This window comes from Opitutaceae bacterium (assembly GCA_041395105.1).
In the GTDB taxonomy this organism is placed as follows: domain Bacteria; phylum Verrucomicrobiota; class Verrucomicrobiia; order Opitutales; family Opitutaceae; genus B12-G4.
The window spans coordinates 117,207-132,242 of record JAWLBB010000004.1; the positions used below are offsets into that span (position 1 = coordinate 117,207).

At 61.6% G+C, this 15,036-nt stretch carries 13 protein-coding genes; 12 read left to right on the forward strand and 1 reads right to left on the reverse strand.

All coding sequences use genetic code 11. From position 1 onward, the window contains the following. Positions 1 to 27: 27 nt before the first annotated feature. Positions 28 to 999, forward strand: coding sequence for a GDP-mannose 4,6-dehydratase (locus tag R3F07_14120; GenBank protein MEZ5277513.1), 972 nt, complete (start codon positions 28 to 30; stop codon positions 997 to 999). Between the two features lie 12 nt (positions 1,000 to 1,011). On the opposite strand, the gene R3F07_14125 is transcribed toward R3F07_14120, so the two are convergent. Further along, positions 1,012 to 2,172, reverse strand: a complete 1,161-nt coding sequence (locus R3F07_14125; protein MEZ5277514.1) for a glycosyltransferase family 4 protein — start codon at positions 2,170 to 2,172, stop codon at positions 1,012 to 1,014. A gap of 164 nt (positions 2,173 to 2,336) precedes the next feature. On the opposite strand from R3F07_14125, the gene R3F07_14130 reads away from it, so the two are divergent. The 11 genes from R3F07_14130 (at position 2,337) to R3F07_14180 (ending at position 15,032) form a co-directional block, all read left to right on the forward strand. Further along, on the forward strand, positions 2,337 to 3,326 hold the full coding sequence (locus R3F07_14130) for a phosphopantetheine-binding protein (GenBank protein ID MEZ5277515.1): 990 nt from the start codon (positions 2,337 to 2,339) through the stop codon (positions 3,324 to 3,326). 248 nt (positions 3,327 to 3,574) lie between these two features. Continuing rightward, the gene (locus R3F07_14135) at positions 3,575 to 4,840 is read left to right on the forward strand and encodes a beta-ketoacyl-[acyl-carrier-protein] synthase family protein (GenBank protein MEZ5277516.1); all 1,266 of its coding nucleotides are present in this window, start codon (positions 3,575 to 3,577) and stop codon (positions 4,838 to 4,840) included. Between the two features lie 28 nt (positions 4,841 to 4,868). Then, positions 4,869 to 5,690 carry an SDR family NAD(P)-dependent oxidoreductase gene (locus tag R3F07_14140; GenBank protein MEZ5277517.1) on the forward strand — a complete coding sequence of 274 codons (822 nt, stop codon included), beginning with the start codon at positions 4,869 to 4,871 and terminating at the stop codon, positions 5,688 to 5,690. Continuing rightward, positions 5,691 to 6,890: a glycosyltransferase gene (locus R3F07_14145; GenBank protein MEZ5277518.1), complete on the forward strand. Its 1,200-nt coding sequence runs from the start codon at positions 5,691 to 5,693 to the stop codon at positions 6,888 to 6,890. Positions 6,891 to 6,920: 30 nt separating this feature from the next. Beyond that, on the forward strand, positions 6,921 to 8,165 hold the full coding sequence (locus R3F07_14150; protein ID MEZ5277519.1) for a glycosyltransferase: 1,245 nt from the start codon (positions 6,921 to 6,923) through the stop codon (positions 8,163 to 8,165). Next, a complete protein-coding gene (locus R3F07_14155) occupies positions 8,149 to 9,216 on the forward strand; it encodes a glycosyltransferase family 1 protein (protein ID MEZ5277520.1) in 1,068 nt (355 codons plus the stop codon). The genes R3F07_14150 and R3F07_14155 overlap by 17 nt, the downstream gene beginning before the upstream one ends. An 80-nt stretch (positions 9,217 to 9,296) precedes the next feature. Further along, on the forward strand, positions 9,297 to 10,229 hold the full coding sequence (locus R3F07_14160) for a glycosyltransferase family 2 protein (protein ID MEZ5277521.1): 933 nt from the start codon (positions 9,297 to 9,299) through the stop codon (positions 10,227 to 10,229). Further along, complete coding sequence (locus R3F07_14165) at positions 10,226 to 11,422, forward strand: pyridoxal phosphate-dependent aminotransferase family protein (protein ID MEZ5277522.1); 1,197 nt, start codon at positions 10,226 to 10,228, stop codon at positions 11,420 to 11,422. The genes R3F07_14160 and R3F07_14165 overlap by 4 nt, the downstream gene beginning before the upstream one ends. Positions 11,423 to 11,461: 39 nt before the next feature. After that, positions 11,462 to 14,359 (forward strand): YdbH domain-containing protein, encoded by a 2,898-nt coding sequence (locus tag R3F07_14170; protein ID MEZ5277523.1) that lies wholly within the window; start codon positions 11,462 to 11,464, stop codon positions 14,357 to 14,359. 67 nt (positions 14,360 to 14,426) lie between these two features. After that, positions 14,427 to 14,645 carry a hypothetical protein gene (locus R3F07_14175; GenBank protein MEZ5277524.1) on the forward strand — a complete coding sequence of 73 codons (219 nt, stop codon included), beginning with the start codon at positions 14,427 to 14,429 and terminating at the stop codon, positions 14,643 to 14,645. 12 nt (positions 14,646 to 14,657) lie between these two features. Further along, positions 14,658 to 15,032 (forward strand): YdbL family protein, encoded by a 375-nt coding sequence (locus R3F07_14180; GenBank protein MEZ5277525.1) that lies wholly within the window; start codon positions 14,658 to 14,660, stop codon positions 15,030 to 15,032. The last annotated feature ends 4 nt before the right edge of the window (positions 15,033 to 15,036 follow it).

Genomic DNA, 15,036 nt, shown 5'->3' on the forward strand with positions numbered 1-15,036 from the left:
TGTCGTTGATTCGACGAGCCAGATCCCATGCAATCCGTTACGCCAGCCAAACGTTTCCTGGTGACCGGTTCGGCCGGTTTTATCGGCAGTTCGGTCACGGACGCTCTGCTTGCGGCCGGACATGAAGTGATGGGTATCGACAATTTCGATCCGTTCTACCCGGTATCGATGAAGCGATCCAATACGGCGGGGCACCTCAAGAGCGGACGGTTCCGCCTGGCCGAAGTGGATATCCGCGATTTCGACCGGCTCAAGGCTGCCGTCGAGGGGAAATCGTTTGACGCGATCATTCATCTGGCGGCCAAGGGAGGTGTTCGTCCGTCCATCGAGGACCCGATCACCTACCAGGAGGTCAACGTGGGGGGGACCCATAATCTGCTCGAGCTCGCGCGTTCGCTTGGAGTGAAGCAGTTTGTCTTCGCAGGTTCCTCCAGTGTCTATGGGCTCAACCCGAATCTGCCGTGGCGGGAAGATGATGCGGTACTTCAGCCGATCAGCCCGTACGCCAGCACCAAGGTCAGCGGTGAATTGCTCGGCCATGTCTATGCCCATCTTTTTGGCATCCGTTTCATCGGGTTGCGCTTCTTCAATGTCTATGGTCCCCGGCAACGTCCCGACCTGGTCATCCAGAAGTTCCACCGGCTCATTCTGGAGAGACGTCCGATTCCGGTCTACGGCGACGGATCGACCCGTCGTGATTACACCTACATCGACGACATTGTATCCGGCGTGATCAGCGCTTCCGGGTATTCGGGATCCGGTTATGAGATCATCAACCTGGGGAACAACCGGACCGTCAGTCTGATGGAATTGATCGGTACGCTCGAGCAGGTCCTGGGGACTGAAGCGATCATTGACCGCCTGCCCGAACAGGCGGGGGACGTTCCCCGGACCTGGGCGGATATCGGAAAGGCGGGCGAGTTGCTCGGCTACCGTCCGTCCACCGACCTGCGGACCGGGCTGGGTCGTTTTGCCGCCTGGGCGGCAGGCAACGGATGAGGCCTGCTCCGATCAGGTTTGAGATATTTCCGCGGTTGCTTCGACTGGTTCGAAGAGCAGACGGGCGGAGTCGTCCCAGGACCGCAGGCGGGCCCAGATGCGACCGTTTTCGCCCATCCGGCGGCGCAGACCCGGGTCGCTGATCAATCGGGCAAAGGCCAGGGTCAGTCCCTCGCGGTCGCGGGGCTTGACGAGGATGCCGGTCCTGCCATCGGCGACGGCTTCGGAGACACCGCCGACGTCATGGGCGACGACCGGCAGTCCGAAGGCCGATGCTTCCAGGTAGACCTGGCCGAAACCTTCGACGCTTTTCTGGTGATTGATGCTGGTCAGGGCAAAGATGTCCGCCCGCTGGTAGAACATCTCAAGGTCGTCGTTGTCGATCATCCCGAGGAAGGTCACGGGAATGCTTGACCGGTGCGCGGCTTCGCGAAGGCGGGCCTCATAGTTACCCTTGGATCCCCGTCCAATCACCCAGTATTCGACCCGTCCCCGCAGTTCTTCCGGAAGGTGTTCAAGGGCATCAAGGATATGGAGTTGCCCTTTTCGCGGATGCAGGCGGCCCACAGTCAGGATGACAACCTTGTCCGAAACGGGTTTGCTCACGCGCGGGGTTTCGTGGAAATCCGAACGCAGGGCGCAGGGGGTCAGTCGGGTCTTGCTGCGGGAGACGGGGAAGTGGCTGCGCAGGAGTTCGTTCGTGTAGAGGGAAGGGGTGGTCACGAGGTCCGCCCGCTTGATGAGCTGCCGCACGAGGAGTCGCGCGGTCGGACGGGAGGCGAAGCGGATTATCTCCGTTCCGTGGAAGGTGATGATCATCCGCGCCGGTTTGAACGCCTTGAAATAATGCAGATAGGTCATGGCGAGGACCGGACCCGGTTCCGGAAGGTAGACGATCCCGGTGCGCAGTCGGCGCCGTTCGCGGATCATCTGCCGGGCCATCCTCATCTGGCACGAAAGGTTCTGGGTGCCCCGAAGGCGGACCCGCAGGACTTCGAAAGGAAACCTGCTGTCATCGGCCATGGACGACTCCGGCGCCCAGACCTCGACGTTGTAGCCGAGGCCGACGGAGGCACGAGCCATCTCCTCGACGTAGGTGGCGATTCCGCCACGCATCGGGTGAAACTCGTGTGTGATGACGAAAACAGATGGCTTATTTGATGGCGCAATCATTCCACGACTGACGCGACCGAACTTCGATCCCCATTTGAGCAATCGGTGGACAAGGTGCTTGAGTCAAGAGCCGATCATTCGCTATTTTGGTGGGTTGAGCGAGGTTTTCGTTGAGGAAAAATAACATTTACAATCCTGACTCCCGAACGTTACTAACTGGAAACATGGCATCCGCAAACGAGAAACCGAAAAACGCCTCTGCAGTCCCGGCAGGCGGGAATGAGGCCGCTCTGCGGGAATCTCTCAAACGTTGTTCGCCCGAGACGCTCCAGGCGGCTCTGGATTTCCGTAAGTCTAATGATGCCAGCTACTTGCCGTCGATCGTCCTGGGGATCATCGAGCGTTTTGTCGAGCCGGAACACCATGCCCGGTTGAGGGAGGCAGACGAGGATCTACGGGTCATCGAGGACCTCGGACTGGATTCCCTGACCATGATGGAGGTTGTCATCCTGGTCGAGGAGGTGGTCAACGTCTCCATCGCCAACGATGAATTGCGCAATCTGCGGACCGTGGGCGACATCAAGGTCTTTATTGATCACAAGGTCCGGGGGCTCCCGCCGCCGGAACCCTCACGATTTCTATCGATCGAGGAATTGGTAGGCATCATGCCACAACAGCCGCCCTTTCTTTTCCTGCAGGAGGCGACCATGGCATCGGGTTGGGTTTCGGCCAAGTACCGGATTGCCGGGGACGAGGGCTTTCTGGCCGGTCATTTCCCGGAGAATCCGGTCTTCCCGGCATCCATTCTTCTTGAATCCCTGGGACAATTGGCCGTCCTCTTCCTTCTCGAAGGAAAGAGCAGCCAGATCAAGAGGAAGGTCTCTTCCGGCTCGATCTACTTCACCGGTTGCGAGGGCGTTCGATGTCACCGGGTCTGCCGCCCCGGCGACGTCCTCAAGCTTTCGATCAAACCCAAGCGGATCCGTCACCCCCTGGCCACCTTTGAAGGGTCGATCCGGGTCGGACAGGAAAAGGCCGCATTTGCAGAGGAGATAACGCTGACTTTTGACTACGTGCCAGACGAACCCGAGACGACCTCGGCCGCAGCAGCGGCCGTTCCAGACGAGAGCGACCGCTCCAGGGGCGACCCTTCGGCGCATGGACGGAACGGAACCCCGGTGGCGCTTCCATCGGAGCGGTTGGAGCGCAAGTAAGAGCCGCCTTTCGGAGGGGGCAGGTTTCTGTCACCGCGGCCGATCCTGCCGGGTCAAGAAGTTCTCAACTTTCCTCCGGCCTCTCTCATGCCTTGCCATCGGGTTTCGGATCGGCGATTCTGCCATCCGGTGCGGGTCCTGACCTCGGTCCGATCTTCACACGCAGTTGTTTTTGGGGATTGAGGGATCTCTACCCGCCGCCTGATTTTTTGATGCGCTGACACGTTCGAATCCTTCCAAGCGTCCGTATGTCCAAACACAGAGTATACGTGACCGGACTCGGTTTCATATCGAGTATCGGCAACGACGCCGGGCAGGTCGCGGAAAACCTGCGTCACCTGCGTCACGGCATTGAGCATTACCCGCCTTTTGATCAGGCGGATATTCCGATTTCGGTTCTGGGGACCATTAAGGGTTTCGACGTGGACTCGGTCGATTTTGAGGATTGGAGCTATCCGGATCGCTATCGGATCAAGCGCGAAATCCTCCGGGGACTCGCCCCGCATGGGGTCTACGCCTACTGTGGCCTGCTCCAGGCGCTTGACGATGCCGGACTGAGCCGGGAGGACATCTCCAACCCGATGACCGGACTTTACGCCGCCTCCGCGGGTTCTCCATTCCTGATGAAACGCAATTTCGAGCGGATGGACGCGGTTGGCGTCATGCGTTGCCCGCCGACGGGAATTGTCGCCTCAATTGCGGGAACGCTCAACTTCAACCTGGTCGCGGCGTTCGGGATCCGCGGGGTTTCGTGCGGTTTCTCCTCGGCCTGTGCATCCTCAGGGCATGGCATCGGCTTTGCCGTCGAGGATATCCGTGCGGGTCGCCAGAATCGGATCATCGTGGTCGGGGCCGAGGACTGCAATCGCGACAGCATCCTGCCTTTTGCCGGGATGCGCGCCCTTTCTCTGGAAGCGGATCCCGACAAGGCATCCCGCCCTTTTGACCTGAACCGGTCCGGTTTTGTGGGGACGGGCGGTGCCTGTGTCATGATCCTTGAATCGGAAGAGGAGATGGAGCGTCGGAAGGCCGAGCCCTATGTGGAATTGACGGGGTGGGGTCAGGCTTCGGATGGTCACAATGTGGCGATTTCGCATCCAGACGGGATCGGCTTGCGCGATGCGATGAATCTCGCGCTCAAGGACGCCGGGATCGGGCCGGCCGACATCGACTATATCAATGCCCATGCAACCTCGACCCCGATTGGCGACGTCAGTGAACTGAGGGCGATCAAGGCGGTTTTTGGTGTGGGCGCGGGACGCCCGGCGATCAGCAGCACCAAGGCCCTGACCGGTCACGGCCTGTCGCTCTCCAGTGTTCTGGAAGCGGGTTTCACGGCTTTGGCGATGCGTCGGGGGTTCACCATCGGTTCAGCTCATATTGAGGAACCCGATCCGGAGTGCGACGGACTGGAGATACTTCGGACGACCCGGGAACCGGGGCCGAGGACGGCGCTGTGCAACAGCAGTGGATTCGGCGGCTCAAACGTGGTTCTCGTCCTGAGGCGGGAGTGAAGCCGCCTTCGCAAACCGGATTTCGGATGTGCGCTTAAGCGATCTTGGATACCGCTCCGCCCTGATCACCGGTGCCGGTTCGGGCCTGGGACGGGCATTTGCCGATGCTTTCATCGACCAGGGGCTTCACGTCTGGGGGACCTCCCGGTGGCCGGACAGAATGGCAGTCCGGGACGGATTGATCCCGGTGGAGATGGACCTCGCGGACCCCGAAGGGATCGATCGTCTCTGGTCGCATCTCCGGGTCGAGACCGGGGGAATCGATATCGTGGTGGCCAACGCCGGTTTCGGGGTCTGGGGCGAATTCGCGGGAGTTCCGTTTGAGCGTTGGGCCGACCAGATCGACGCCATGCTGACAGGATCCGCCCGTCTCCTTCACCGGGCGATGCCCGATCTGCGGGATCGGGTGCCTTCGGCCATCGTGGTCGTCTCCTCTCTGGCGGTCGACTTTCCTCTTCCCGGTCTCTCCGGATACAACGCGGTCAAGTCCGGTCTCTCCGGCCTGGCCCGCGGATTAATGATTGAGTCGGACGGGCGGGGCCCCAACATCCTGGATTTTCGGCCGGGTGATTACCGGACATCGTTCAATCGTGCCATGGAATTGTCAGCGAACCTCGAAGATTCTCCAGAACACCTGATCCGGGCAGGTCGGCGGCTGGATGTCCTGATGGAGGGTGCGCCCGATCCTCAACGTGCCGCCCGCGATCTGGTGCGGGCGCTCCGCCGGCGCCGCGACGGCGTCTTCCGGTCCGGGTCCTTCTTCCAGGCCCGGTTGGCTCCAACGCTCGCGCGCTTTCTGCATGCGAGCTGGCTGCGGGCGGCGACCCGCCGCTATTTCGGGATCTCCTGAGTGTCCAATCTCCGGATACTGGTCCTGACCTCGAGCACGGGAGGCGGGCACGACGCCCGTGCCGTGGCCTTTTCAAAGTGGGTCAAACGCCTCTACGGCTGGTCGGTCGAGGTCCGCATAGAAAGCATGCTGGAGGACTCGTCCGTCTTCAATCGATTCGGGGTCCGTTTCTACAACTTCATCCAGAAGCACGCCCCCTGGATACACCATCCCTACTACCTGTTGATCGAGGGTTTGCGGTTCCTCAATACGAACCGGGTTTTCCTGGGCAACCGCTACTATACCCAGGTGCTGGAGAATTATCAGCCGCATCTCGTATTCAGTGTGCATGACTGTTTGAACCGCGGCTATTTCCAGACGGCCCGGAGGGTCCTTGGGCCCGCGCGGGTGAGGTGTGCGACCTATTGCAGCGAGTTTTCCGGAGGCTACGGCTACAGCAGCAACTGGATTGAGCCCACAGTAGATCTCTTCATCTCGCGGACCCGGACGGCCCGTGACTATGCGATCAAGCTCGGATTGAATCCGGAGAAGATCCGTGTTCGCGGTCATCTCATGGAGCCCCGGGTCTATGAGGAAGTCTTCATCATGAAGAACCGCCAGGATTTCCAGCGGGACAATCTCGGCCTGGACCCGAACCGGTTCACGGTCTTTCTGGCCACGGGCGGTGCCGGCGCCAACAATCACCTTGAGCTCCTCCCGGTGCTGGCCAAATTCGCGGACCGGGTCCAGGTCATCGTGGTCTGTGGCCGCAACAACCGGGCGTTTCTCCGGGTCAATGAGTGGCGCAGGAATCATCCCGAGCTGCTTTGTCACGTCGAGGGGTATTGCCAGCAGATGCACCTGCTGGTCCAGGCGAGTGATGTCATCGTCACGCGCGGAGGCACGACCACCTGTGCGAAAGCCATGCACTACCGCTGCCCCACCATCCTAAACGGTTTCAAGGGCATCATGCCCCAGGAGCGCCTGACCGTGAAATTCTTCACCCAGGACAAAGCGTCGGAGGTGATCACCAAGGCCGGTGACCTGGAGCGCATCCTTCGGGGATGGCTGGAGAATCCCGCATCCTACCGGGAAATAAAGGAGCGATTCTGCTCCCTGCGCTACGATGAGGATCCGACGCTGGTGATCAAGGAATTGGTCGAGCTGGCCCAGGCGGCGGCCACCGCGACAATCGTTGAGAGTGATCCGACCGTTGTCTGACCGCCGTTTCGAACACTTCCGCATGACCTGATGGCCCTCCGCAAGATCGCGATCCTCTACACGACCTTTCCGGTTCGTTCGGAGATATTCGTTCAACGCGAGTTTGTCGCGATTCACGAGCAGGATGTTGAGATCGAGGTCTGGTCATTGCATGGGGGAGATCCCGACTTCGCCGGAATCCCCATCCGCCGGTTCTCGAAATGGCGCCTCTGGCGCCTGCTCTGGCAGATTCCGCGCGAATGGTCGGCCCGGCCGCGTCTCTTTTTTGAATTCCTGCACCTTCTCCTGAGCGGTGACCATCATCCTTCGATTCTCAATCTCGGCGAGAACCTGCTGGGGATCGGGTTTGCGATCGTCGAAGCGCCGGCCTTCCGCCGATCGGCCCCGGACCTCATTCACGGGGTGTGGGGAAGTCTCCCGGCCATGGGGGCGTGGATGCTTTCAAGGCTTTGCGATATTCCCTTCACCTTTGAGGCCCACGCCTACGATCTCTTCGAACACGGCGGCGATTGGTTCCTCCGGGAGAAGGTGAAGGCCGCCCGCTTGATTCGAACCTCGACGGGAGCGGGTGCCACCCGCCTGCGCGAGGTGGGGGCGGATCCCGGGAAGGTGATTCTCGTCCGCCGCGGCCTTCTTCCCGTGCCCCCCTATCCCGAGCGCGGGCCGGTCCGGGAGCCGACCCGTCTCGTCGGTGTCGGGCGCCTGGTCGAGAAGAAGGGCTTCCTGCGCCAGATCGAAATCCTGGCCGCGCTTCGGGATCGCGGCGTCGACTTCACGGCCCGCCTGATCGGTGACGGGCCGCAACGGGAAACCCTCCGGCATGCCATCGACCGCCATGGCCTGGCTGATCGGGTCTCGCTGACAGGATGGATGTCGGTTGAAGAGGTTGCCCTCGCCATGGTCCGTTCGGACTTTCTCCTTCACACCGGTCAGGTCGCCCGGAGCGGCGATCGGGATGGACTGCCCAATGTGGTCGGGGAGGCCATGTCGGTCGGGACGATTGTCCTCTCCACTCCGGAGGATGGCGTGGCGGAAGCGGTGATTGACGGACAGACCGGCTTTCTATGTCCTCTGGCCGATGATACGGCCTGGCTGGCGGTGGTCTGCTCGCTTCTTGAGCATCCTGTCATGGCCGGGGAGATACGCAAGAGGGCACGTGCCTGGGTGGAGAGCGAGTTCGATGCGAGGGTCAATATCGAGAGCTGGTTCCGGCGCCTCCGGGAAATCGGGACCGATTCCGGAGAAGGGTTGAACGCACATGAAGGTCTTTTTTGATGTGACCAAGACCTCCCGCCAGGGACACGGTTCAGGCATCACCCGGACGGCCCGGCGGTTGGGTCTGGTGCTGGGCCGGGAACTGGGCGACGATTGGGTTCCGGTGGTCTGGAGAGACCGGAGTCGGGCCCTTTCGCGGTTGAAGGGAGCGGAACCCGTCCGTCCGCAAGCCGGCGACTGGTTCCTGACGTGCGAGCCGTTTTCGCCGGATGAACGGAAGGGGTTTGTCGGATTCCTCAATCGGCATCCCTGCCGGATGGCCGCGGTTTTCCACGATGCCATCCCGCTTCGTCATCCCGAGTTCACCTGGCCGAAGAGCGTCGCGCGATTCCCCGGTTACCTGAAGATGCTGGCCGGATTCGATCATGTCTTTGCCGTCTCGAATTCCAGCCGGAGAGAACTGTCAGGCTACCTGGAGTGGCTTGGCGCGGCACCGGCACCGCAGATCACGGTCGTTCGTCCCGGAGCGGATTTCACCGAGGCGCCACGGCCGACGGATCTGGCGGCGCGCTCGACCGGTCGGATGATCCTCTCGGTGGGCATTCTGGAACCCCGCAAGAACCAGCTGCTTCTTCTCGAAGCCTGCGAGCGGCTTTGGGACACGGGACTTTCCTTTGACCTGATCCTGGTCGGTCGGGTCAATCCGCATTTCGGCAAGCCGGCGGTGGCGCAGGTTCGCCGCCTTCGCCGTCTGGGCCGTCCGGTCACCCATGCGGGGCGGGTGGACGACGGGGAGTTGCACCGTCTCCTCTCGGAGTGCCGCTTTCTGGTTTTTCCCTCGCGAGCGGAGGGGTGCGGGCTTCCAGTCCTGGAGGCTCTCTGGATGGGGGCACCGTCGCTGTGCAGCGATCTTCCCTCACACCGGGAATCGGCCGAAGGTGGAGGCTGCGCCCTTCTTCCGGTCAATGACCCGAGGGCTTGGGAGAACGGCCTTCATCGCTACCTGACGGACGATTCGGCGGTCGATCGATTGGCGCACGAAGCCCGGGAGCGTTCCCTGCCGACCTGGCAGGCGACCGGGACGGGTATTCTCCGGGTGCTTGCCGGATGAGGTGCTCTCGAACGCACCCGGTCGGGAACGCTTTGCCTGATTTCTGACTCGCACCGGACGAGGGCCGGGCATTCGATGGCATGGTGCAGGCGGATTCGAGTTCCTCGGGCGATGCCCTACTTTCCATAATCGTTCCGGTTCATGATTGCCGGGAACTGACGGAAGCCTGTATTGAAAGCCTGACCCGAACCGTTCACTGCCGCCATGAAGTCATCGTGGTGGACGACGCGAGCGGAGAGGAGACCCGCGGGTTTCTGGCCGGATTGGGCGGGGTCTTCCGGGTGTTTCGGCAGGAGCAGAATCTCGGTTTTGCGCGGTCCGTCAATCGCGGGGCGTCGCTGGCCGAAGGGGACCGCCTGCTCTTTCTCAACAGTGACACGGTGCTGACTCCCGGCTGGCTCGAACCGATGCTCGAGCTGCTTGATTCGTCGCCGACAGTCGGGGCGGTCGGCAACGTGCAGGTCAATCCCCGAAACGGGTTGGTCGATCATGCCGGGGTGTTTTTTGACCTCAACGGCATGCCGACCCATGCGCACAAGAACCGCCGCTATCCGCCTCGCGGGGCGTTCAGGGAGCGAAAGGCGGCGTCGGCCGCCTGTCTTCTGATGCGCGCGAAGGTGTTCCGCGATTTTTCAGGTTTTGATCCGGATTACCGCAATGGGATGGAGGACATTGATCTTTGCGTGCGGCTCTGTCTGGCGGGCTATCGCATCCTCGTCTCCCATCGCAGCATCATCCTGCATCATGTCAGCCAGTCCCCGGGGCGGCACGATCATAATGATGCCAATTCCCTGATCTTTGCTTCGAGAAGGGCACCTTCCGCCATCAGCTGGGGGCGCCGGGAATGGCCGGTCGAATACCTCCGGCGGTACGCCCGTTACTGGTGGAAAATCGATCCACGACTGTTTTTTCGGGCGATCGGCATGATCCTTGCCAGTCCGTTGACTTCGGAGCGAAAGGGCCTTCTGATCGAGGGTTCCGGACGGAGAATCGTTCCGACGCAACAACGATGAAATCACTTTTTGGAAACAAGGCGGGGAATATCATCGCCGAGAGATGCAGGACGGATCAGGCCTCTGTCCTCAGGCGAAAGTATGCGCCCTGGTACCATACTTTCGAGTCCCAGCAGGGAACGCGGGTGGTTCTTGACGGCCGGGAACTGGTCATGCTTTCAAGCAACGACTACCTCGGCCTGACCAGTCACCCCAAAGTGATCGAGGCCGCCGAACGGGCTCTCAGGATGTGGGGAAGCAGCACGACGGGGGCCCGGCTGTCGAACGGATCCCGCCGTTACCATCAGGAACTGGAGGAAACCCTGGCGGCCTTTCTTGGCAAGGAGGCCTGTCATATCACCTCGGCCGGTTACCTGTCCTGTCTCTCAGCCGTGGCGGCTTTTGCCACGAGGGGCGACATCATCGTGGTCGACAAGAACATCCACTCCTGCATCTGGGACGGCATCCGGCTCTCTCACGCCACCATGGAGCGTTTCAGCCACAACAACCCGGCCGATCTGGCCGCTGTCCTCAAGGTGATTGATCCGGCGGCGGCGAAGCTGCTGGCGATTGAAGGGGTGTATTCGATGGAGGGGCATATCGCGCCCCTGCCGGATTTCCTCGATGCGGCCGAACCGCATGGCTGCTTCGTGGTATTGGATGATGCGCATGGTTTTGGCGTACTCGGCAGAGAGGGTCGGGGCACGGCCGATCACTTTGGTGTGAACGAGCGGATCGACGTGAACTGCGGCAGTCTCTCCAAATCGCTCTCCAGCACGGGGGGCTTTGTGGCGGGCAGCAATGATGTGATCGAGTACCTGCGCACCCATTCGCGCCAGACCATCTTCAGCGCCGCGATCAGCCCGGCCCAGGCGGCCTGTGCCGGAGCCGCCCTGGAGGTGATGCAAACGGAGCCGGAGCATCTCGAACGCCTCTGGTCCAATACCCGCCGCTACCGTGCCCTGCTCGAGGATTTGAAGCTCGATCTCTGGGGAAGTGAAACCCCGGCCATTCCGGTTGTCCTGGGCTCGCGGGAACGTGCCTACCTTTTCTGGAAGCACCTCATGGACAAGGGTGTTTTCACCGTAATGTCGATCGCTCCCGGCGTTCCCCCGGGCAAGGATCTGGTGCGGACGGCCGTCTCGGCCGCACACACGGAAGAGGATTTCGAGAAGATCGAGGTCGCCTTCCGTCATGCCGTGAAGAATATCTGAAGAACCGCCGGCAGGGTCCCCCGGAGAGGAGGCGGACTCGTGATTCGAACTCGAAACAAACTCGTCGGATTGATGCTCCTGTTCCTCGCCGTTCTGGCGGGGATGGTTCTGGTGTTGGTCCATCAACGGACCCGGATGGCACAGATGGCGATCGACCGGGTCCTGGCCGGATCGGGTCTCGCCGAAGCCCATGTCTCGGTCGACCGGATCGGCCTCCGATCGGCATCCTTTTCCGGGATCCGGTTGGCCGGTGACTTCTGGCGGGTTGAGGCGGACTCCCTGCGGGTCGACTACGACTGGTGGCAGCGGCGGATCCGGCTGGTCGAATCGGGTCCCACCCGGATAGACGTCGATGTGGATGCCGCCTTGGAGGCCCCGTCCGAAACGACGCTCGATGTGCTGGCGGAACGGGTCGAAGGGATCCGGGCCGGGTTGCCTGAAATCCCCTTTGTCCTGGGGGCAACCGAGATCGTGATTCGCTACCGGCACGCCGGGGAGACGCTTCGGATGGAAGGGAAGGGACGACTGGCAGCGGAACCGCTGATTGAGGGCCGGTTCTTGCTGTCCGGCGAACCGGGAGAGGGAGAGATCGAGATATCCCGCCCGGACAGAAACGCGCCGATGACCATCGAGGGGCGCTGGGCGACGCGCGGTGATCCGCTTGGTCCGGTCAAACGATTCTTCCCGGGATGGGTGGAATCGCTGCCCACCTCATTCGAGATAGCCGATCCTTCCCTCGAATCGGCGCGGGTCGGGTTCCGGCTGGAGCAGGAACGTCTGCGACCCGTTGCCATCGATCTGGAAGCCACGGTGAAAGATGTGGGCCTGTCGATCCTGGGACGTCATTTCTCATTGGGAGAACTGGAATCCGATCTGGAGTGGAAGGTGAAGGCGGATCCGATTGTCTCGCTTGAATTGAGCAGTCTCCGCATCGATTCCGATGAGCTTCGGGCGTCGGCGAACCGGATTTCGGCCCGAGCCCTGGTGGGGCGCCGTCTCGAGATCGAGGTGCCGGCGGTTGATGTCGAGTCTGGCCCGGCATCGGGTCGGGTCGGGCTCCGGTTGGCCGCACCATGGCCGACGGGTGGAGCCATTCCGATGGATGCGTCTCTCGTGGTGGATGTCGACACGCTCCGGGCCGGAGGACTCGGATGGGATCCCTTCCATATCGGGGTGCGGACGCAAAGCAATGAAGTCATGGTCGATCTGCCGCGCCTGGCTCCATCCGGCCCGGCCCGGCCGGTCTTGACCGACGTCGTCCTGCGAGCGCCACTCGGGGACGACGGATTTGATACGGTTTCCGGGAAGGGACGGGTAGTCTTTGGGACCGGGTCCAGTGAAGACTCCGCCCTGGTGACCGGCTCGGATCTCCTGCTTTCGATCGGATTGTCCGGACTGAAGACCGAACGGATCAAGGCCGATCTGAGGATCGGCCTGCCGGAGGGTGGAGGCGCCTGGACGGTGGCGAACGGCGGATCCGTCGAGGCGGGCGGGGAACTGACGGCAACCGTGGAACTGCAGCCGGGTGGAAGGTTTCTGGCCGATCTGACCCTGGCTTTCGGTCCGACTGTCGTCCGGACGGATTCGGGGGTGGCCGAGCTTTCCGGCATCGATCTGACGATGGCCTTTCCGTTTGAGTCTTCCGAGCAAATCGGCCGGTTATTCGATGGGCCGCTACGGGACCGGATCGAACGGCCCGGACCGCTGACCGCGAACCTTGAGGTGATCGGCGACCGATTGGAACTTCCCGGCGGATTGATCGCCGAATGGTTTGATCTGAGCGGCCGATGGGGCCGGACGGAAGCGGAGACTGGAATGGCCGGGCCGGAACTGGATCTCCTGTTTCAGGCGGCGACCGTCAGTCTGGGCGTGGAGCGACTGACGTCGGTCCGTCTCGACCACCGGCAGACCACCGGCGGGCCTGCGTCTGACGGATCCGGCCGCCTGGAGGCGTCTTTTGACGGGGTGCCACTCGTCCTTGTTCTGACCGATTCGATCCGCTTTGGCCCGGACGGCGAAGTGGAGAAGATCTATGGCGGTGTCGCGATGGAAGCTCTGCGATTGGAATACTCGGATCTTCTTTCCCGTCACCTGCCTCAAGTTTCCGGTCTGTCTCTGGATGCGACCCTCGAAGGTCGGTTTCAGGCGGAGTGGTCTCCTGACGGAAACTGGGATGCGACCGGAGGCATGAGTGTTCAGGACGGTTCGATCGCTTTCCCCCCGCAGAATGTCCATCTTGATGGCCTGAAGGGAGAATTGGTGTTGGAATCCCTGCGCAGTCTGAGGACCCGGCCCGACCTGATCTGGACCTTTGATCGACTGGCGGCGACGGATCTGGAATTGCAGAACGGGAGGGTTGTTTTCGGCATTCCCGATCCGGATCGGGTGGTGGTCTCGGCGCTTTCCTTCGAGATGTTCAAGGGGCATTTCGAGATCGATCCATTTGTCTATTCGATCGCGGACCAGTCGGTGGAAATGGATGTGAGGGTGAAGGGACTCGACGCCGGCGCGCTCGTCGACCATCTCAATTTCTTCAATGGCCGCTTCGAGGGTCTTCTTAACGGATCGGTCCCGTTTCGAATGAAAAAGGGAAGGGTGGAGACACAACAGGGTCATCTCGAATTGGATGGTTCGCTGCCGGCCCGGTTTCATTATGAGGCGGACGGCCTGTTGACGGGTGGTGAGCAGCCCCGGACGGTGATGGACAAACTGCGGCTCCTGCCGCTCGAATTGGCCGAGGATGGGTTGAAAGACATGCAGGTCCAGAGTCTGACCGTTGACCTCTTTGACCCGGCCTGGCCGGAGACTCCGGTCCGGATCCACCTCTCGGGCCAGGCGGTCACGGCAAGAGCCGTTGTTCCGTATGTCGTCACCGCGAACGTAAACGGAACCGTGTCGGAGGCGCTGAATTTCCTGTTGCGGCTGGCTTCCTTGTGATGAATTATCCGGGCTGAGAGGGAACTCGGGATCTGATCAGGCGGTCCCATCTGAACCCACCCATCGAATGAAACGACGACCGATTCTCGCAGGCCTCATTGCAGCGGGCTCGTTGAGCGGATGCATATCCGTGACAACCCACAGCACCGTTGACCCGATTTACATGACCCTCGATGTCAATCTGAAGGTCCAGCTTCAGCGCGAGCTCACTGACGCCTTCGGGGCGATCGACGCCGCTTCCGATACCATGAATGTCCCGGCGCCCTCGGCCGAGTCCGGTTCCTGACCCCTTTTCGCCATGAACACTCGAATCCTTTCCTTCCTGACCCTGATCATTGGGCTGATGATTTCGGCGACCAGCTATGCCGAGTCCGAGGCGGATGTGCAGAACCGCATGATCAGCCGCGTGCCCGCCGTGGATGCCCTGAAGACGGCCGGACTCGTCGGCGAAACCAACCGTGGATTTCTCGAGCAGAAGGGCCGCTTGAACCCGGAGCAGAGCAAGGTGCTGGCTGACGAAAACGCAGACCGGCGCGCCATCTACGGCATGATTGCCTCGCGCAGTGGTTTGACCATCGGCGTTGTTGGGGAAGGCCGGGCGGAGCAGATCCGTCAGCGTTCAGCCCCCGGAGTCTGGCTCCAGGCGCCCAACGGCGACTGGTACAAAAAGTAACCGG

Bases quoted from the DNA above. Each gene is read 5' to 3' on its own strand.
- R3F07_14120 (MEZ5277513.1), top strand. From the start codon at position 28: ATGCAATCCGTTACGCCAGCCAAACGTTTCCTGGTGACCGGTTCGGCC.
- R3F07_14125 (MEZ5277514.1), bottom strand. From the start codon at position 2,172: ATGATTGCGCCATCAAATAAGCCATCTGTTTTCGTCATCACACACGAG.
- R3F07_14130 (MEZ5277515.1), top strand. From the start codon at position 2,337: ATGGCATCCGCAAACGAGAAACCGAAAAACGCCTCTGCAGTCCCGGCA.
- R3F07_14135 (MEZ5277516.1), top strand. From the start codon at position 3,575: ATGTCCAAACACAGAGTATACGTGACCGGACTCGGTTTCATATCGAGT.
- R3F07_14150 (MEZ5277519.1), top strand. From the start codon at position 6,921: ATGGCCCTCCGCAAGATCGCGATCCTCTACACGACCTTTCCGGTTCGT.
- R3F07_14155 (MEZ5277520.1), top strand. From the start codon at position 8,149: ATGAAGGTCTTTTTTGATGTGACCAAGACCTCCCGCCAGGGACACGGT.
- R3F07_14160 (MEZ5277521.1), top strand. From the start codon at position 9,297: ATGGTGCAGGCGGATTCGAGTTCCTCGGGCGATGCCCTACTTTCCATA.
- R3F07_14165 (MEZ5277522.1), top strand. From the start codon at position 10,226: ATGAAATCACTTTTTGGAAACAAGGCGGGGAATATCATCGCCGAGAGA.
- R3F07_14175 (MEZ5277524.1), top strand. From the start codon at position 14,427: ATGAAACGACGACCGATTCTCGCAGGCCTCATTGCAGCGGGCTCGTTG.
- R3F07_14180 (MEZ5277525.1), top strand. From the start codon at position 14,658: ATGAACACTCGAATCCTTTCCTTCCTGACCCTGATCATTGGGCTGATG.